Raw genomic sequence first — 3734 nt, forward strand, 5'->3', positions numbered from 1 at the left:
TCTTCCAGGGCACCTTGGGTAGCTTCATGGCATATTCGCAGATAGGTGGCAGCCCGGTTGCGCAGGCGCCGGGCCCGAGTGGGCAGCCGCCGGGTAGTTACTACACGCCTCCGGCTCCAGAGAAGGGGAGCACCGGGCATGGAGCAAGCGGAGTGGGGCAGATGGGTAGATCAACTGGATCTCCACATGTTGCCGATACGCCGTCGGATACAGGCCGATTTGCCAAGGCACCTATTTAGCTCGCGGAGATGCGCGTTGTCTGTGTAAGGAGAGTTGCCTGATGAGAATGATCCATTTGCTAGCGCCGTTGGTGTTCATGTTCGCCACATCGGCCCTTGAGGCTCAGGCTGAGGGGCGATGTCCTCCTGGGCAGTACCCGATCGGAGGGAAGGGAGTCGGTGGTTGCGCCCCGATTCCTGGAGGCGAAGGTGCAGCTACCAGTGGGCCCAGAGCGACGGGTAAATGGATCAAGACTTGGGGCGCAATATCATTGGCGCCGTCGGGCGCCTCTGGCTCCTCAACAGGGCGGGTACGGAAGACGGAGGCCGCTGAGGAAGCGCAGAGGAAGTGTGCTGAATCCGGCGGAGTGGGATGTAAGGTTACAATTACATATAAGAATCAATGCGTGGCCGCCGTTGTCGCCAGCTCGGGCACAGGTGGAACCACGCAGTTTGGTACCGGTGCAACGATCGAGGGTGCCACAGAGTTTGCCTCCCGCCTCTGTGCCTCGAAAGGAGGGAGCGATTGTGCTGCCGTCTATTCCGCTTGCTCTGAGCCGATCTTCGAGGAATTCTAAAAATCCTATCGCGAGTCTGTGGTCGTCCGACTGGCGTCCTGGCACAGTCCTTTATGGAAAGAATCTGGAAGATTTAATGTCAGGCAGGTCGAAATGGTGAGGTGCCCGGTAGTTGCGCGCTGACTCGGGCGTTTGGTGTAGAGGCGAATCGGCTTCCGTAACTCGGGTGCGTGGTGGCGGAAGGATGAGTGACAGCGGATCAGATGCTGGATCTCGCATCGCCCCGGGATTGAGTGCGAGGCGGCTTGGAGACCAATCCTCAATGGCAAGGGGATTAGACGTGAAAAGGCGTCGTTCCGACCTGCGGTGAGGAAGTTTGGTGGCATGAAAGCACTTGACGCCAAGCGACTCGAGAGTCTGGGGTGAGAGCCTGCGGCTGAAGAAGCTGCACGCCGAGAAGTTTGATCGAGAACGACGGCATCCAGAATGCGATGCGAAAGGCGCATCTTTCTTAGGGGGCGGGATGCCCGTTTGCTGCGCTGTGGAAAAGGGCCGCAAGACTACCGGATAATCACCGGCCGCAGCCGCGACTCGATGATGGTCCTGGTAACCAACATGGCGCGCGCAGCGTTGATTGTGGCCGTTGCCACCAGCATGGGCATGTTCGGGCGCGATCTTCATGAGTTCCTGACCGAGGACGTGAAGGGCCTGATCACCCACGTTGTCACTGGCAAGGATCAGAAGCCGGAAGAGCAGATCGACAAGAGTCTGGCTTGGATGCAGGTGGCGCTGTCCAGCATTGATGGCATCAAGATTCTGATGACCCTGGATTGCAGGAAGACAAGACCCGGGCCATGTTCTTCCAGGGCACCTTGGGTAGCTTCATGGCATATTCGCAGATAGGTGGCAGCCCGGTTGCGCAGGCGCCGGGCCCCCGGGTAGTTACTACACGCCGGCCGCTCCGGAGAAGGGGCAGTCCGGCCAGGACAGTGGTGCGCATGATCGACATGCGACCGCACGTTCAACCCTTCCGTCGTCGGAATCCTCCAGGGTTGCCGAAACCGGTCTCAGAGCTGCACATCCCGGCAATCAATAGCCCCATGCGTACGGAGTAGAAGTGTGAAATACATGTTTCCTCTCATTCTTGTCGGCTTGCTCCTATGTTTGTTTGTGACGGGTGAGGCGAGAGCGGAAGGGCGTTGTCCGCCAGGGCAGTACCCCATTGGTGGTCAGGGCGTAGGTGGATGCGCACCTATTCCGGGCTCTGGTACCGGTGGCGTCCAGAGCGGCCCCATTGCTACTGTGCGTTGGATCAAGACTTGGGGGGCTATTGCGGGGGCGGCAAGCACGGGCGATATGGGGGCTTCCGTTGGAAGGCGTTCCAAGCGAGAGGCTGTCTCAGAAGCGCTTGCTCGGTGCGCGACACATGGAGCGAAAGACTGCAAGATCGATACAACGTACAAGAACCAGTGCGTCGCATATGCTGACCCTGAGCCGAGCAGTAAGGGAATAGTTTCTATTTCAGTCGCCGGCTCAAGAGAGGAGGCGACAAGTCGGGTTCTCTCCTACTGTGCGAAGAACGGTGGAGGGCAATGCAAGGTGTTGTACACGGATTGTGCTGAGCCAATATTTGAATCTTTCTGAGCTATGTCAGTCGAATCACAGGTGAGATTCTTGAATCGGCCTTTGCATGATGGAGATGGCCTGCCGAAAAGCAGGCCATCTCATTTGTCGGCGAGCTGGAGCAGCTGATCTAGTTGGTAGGGTTAGGTGTCTTCACTAATCACCTGAGTGCAGTTGTATGGGGTTTCCCTCGTCTGGGACATGGTAATTTTGGCGTCGGATTCGTTCTGAACAAAGGCGCTGGTGAACAAGCCAAGTCCCGTTCGACGAGCAACACCTACTGGAAGTAGGCTGCGTGCGCGTCAAAAATGCTGATGCATCTGGCCCTCAAGCGCAGGCGCTTTTCCGTCGATGAGGACTTTGGCGACGAGCATTGCGGGTCACGCTGCGCGGCGCAGAAGGGGGGGCGTGGGCTTGATCCTGACGGACACTCTTCCGACTATCCCCAATGGCGGCCATGTTCTTCCAGGGCACCTTGGGTAGCTTCATGGCATATTCGCGGATAGGTGGCAGCCCTGTTGCGCAGGCGCCGGGTCCGAGCGGGCAGCCGTCGGGTAGTTATTACACGCCGGACAAGCCGTCGACGAGCGGTGGCAGTCAATCGGGTGGATCGACTTCAGTTGGGAGCAATGTCGTAGTCACTGGCAGCAACTCCACAGTTGGGTCAGGCAATTCTGATACTGGTCGTAAAGGCTTAGCTTCGAACTAGAGGCCGGAAATGAAGTCAATTCGTGTCTATTCAGGTGTAGTACTCCTGCTGGGTGTGGGAATCATTGCCTGCCAATTGCCACAGACGGCCAATGCAGAAGGTAGGTGTCCTCCTGGTCAGTATCCAATTGGCGGTCAGGGAGTCGGCGGCTGTGCTCCCATCCCAGGTGGTACCACTGGAGCAGGCCAAGCGTCGCCTGTTGCGACAGGGCGTTGGATCAAGACTTGGGGGGCCATCGCTTTAGCGAAGGGGGGCGATGTCGGCGTGGCTCTCGGTAAGCGAAAGAAGAGGGATGCGGCTTCGGAGTCCCTTGCTAATTGCGCACAGCGGGGGGCTACGGATTGCAGGGTGGTATTGGAGTTCAATAATCAATGCGCAGCATTCGTATCCCCCAGTGATGCAAGATTTGGTGGCTCCACGTTTGCGCGTGCGGCATCTGTTGATGCTGCGAGTAAGATGGCTGTGGATGCGTGCTTAAAACAGGGGAGCGATGGCTGTAAAGTGATTTATTCTGGATGCACCGAGCCTGAGTTTGAGAGCTTCTGAGGTTGCGCTTATGAGTTTCTGGCTGAAAACGTAGAAATGCCTGATTAGCCGGAAAAGACCAGGCACCGGAAGAGCAGATCGACAAGAGTCTGGCTTGGATGCAGGTGGCGCTGTCCAGCA

At 57.7% G+C, this 3734-nt stretch carries 4 protein-coding genes; all 4 read left to right on the plus strand.

Annotated features, from left to right (window positions below; genetic code table 11):
* The first annotated feature begins 316 nt into the window (after window positions 1-316).
* The 4 genes from QRO95_RS25010 (at window position 317) to QRO95_RS25030 (ending at window position 3614) form a co-directional block, all read left to right on the plus strand.
* The gene (locus QRO95_RS25010) at window positions 317-796 is read left to right on the plus strand and encodes a DUF4189 domain-containing protein (RefSeq protein ID WP_232528379.1); all 480 of its coding nucleotides are present in this window, start codon (window positions 317-319) and stop codon (window positions 794-796) included.
* 555 nt (window positions 797-1351) lie between these two features.
* On the plus strand, window positions 1352-1639 hold the full coding sequence (locus tag QRO95_RS25015) for a hypothetical protein (RefSeq protein ID WP_285303714.1): 288 nt from the start codon (window positions 1352-1354) through the stop codon (window positions 1637-1639).
* 225 nt (window positions 1640-1864) lie between these two features.
* Window positions 1865-2380, plus strand: coding sequence for a DUF4189 domain-containing protein (locus tag QRO95_RS25020; protein ID WP_285303717.1), 516 nt, complete (start codon window positions 1865-1867; stop codon window positions 2378-2380).
* Window positions 2381-3077: 697 nt separating this feature from the next.
* Window positions 3078-3614 (plus strand): DUF4189 domain-containing protein, encoded by a 537-nt coding sequence (locus tag QRO95_RS25030; protein ID WP_223276932.1) that lies wholly within the window; start codon window positions 3078-3080, stop codon window positions 3612-3614.
* Window positions 3615-3734 lie beyond the last annotated feature (120 nt).

Source organism: Stenotrophomonas maltophilia group sp. Smal13, from assembly GCF_030236855.1.
Taxonomy (GTDB): domain Bacteria; phylum Pseudomonadota; class Gammaproteobacteria; order Xanthomonadales; family Xanthomonadaceae; genus Stenotrophomonas; species Stenotrophomonas maltophilia_A.

Coding starts and splice junctions, on each gene's coding strand:
- QRO95_RS25010 (WP_232528379.1), top strand. CDS start 317: ATGTTCGCCACATCGGCCCTTGAGGCTCAGGCTGAGGGGCGATGTCCT.
- QRO95_RS25015 (WP_285303714.1), top strand. CDS start 1,352: ATGGCGCGCGCAGCGTTGATTGTGGCCGTTGCCACCAGCATGGGCATG.
- QRO95_RS25030 (WP_223276932.1), top strand. CDS start 3,078: ATGAAGTCAATTCGTGTCTATTCAGGTGTAGTACTCCTGCTGGGTGTG.
- QRO95_RS25020 (WP_285303717.1), top strand. CDS start 1,865: ATGTTTCCTCTCATTCTTGTCGGCTTGCTCCTATGTTTGTTTGTGACG.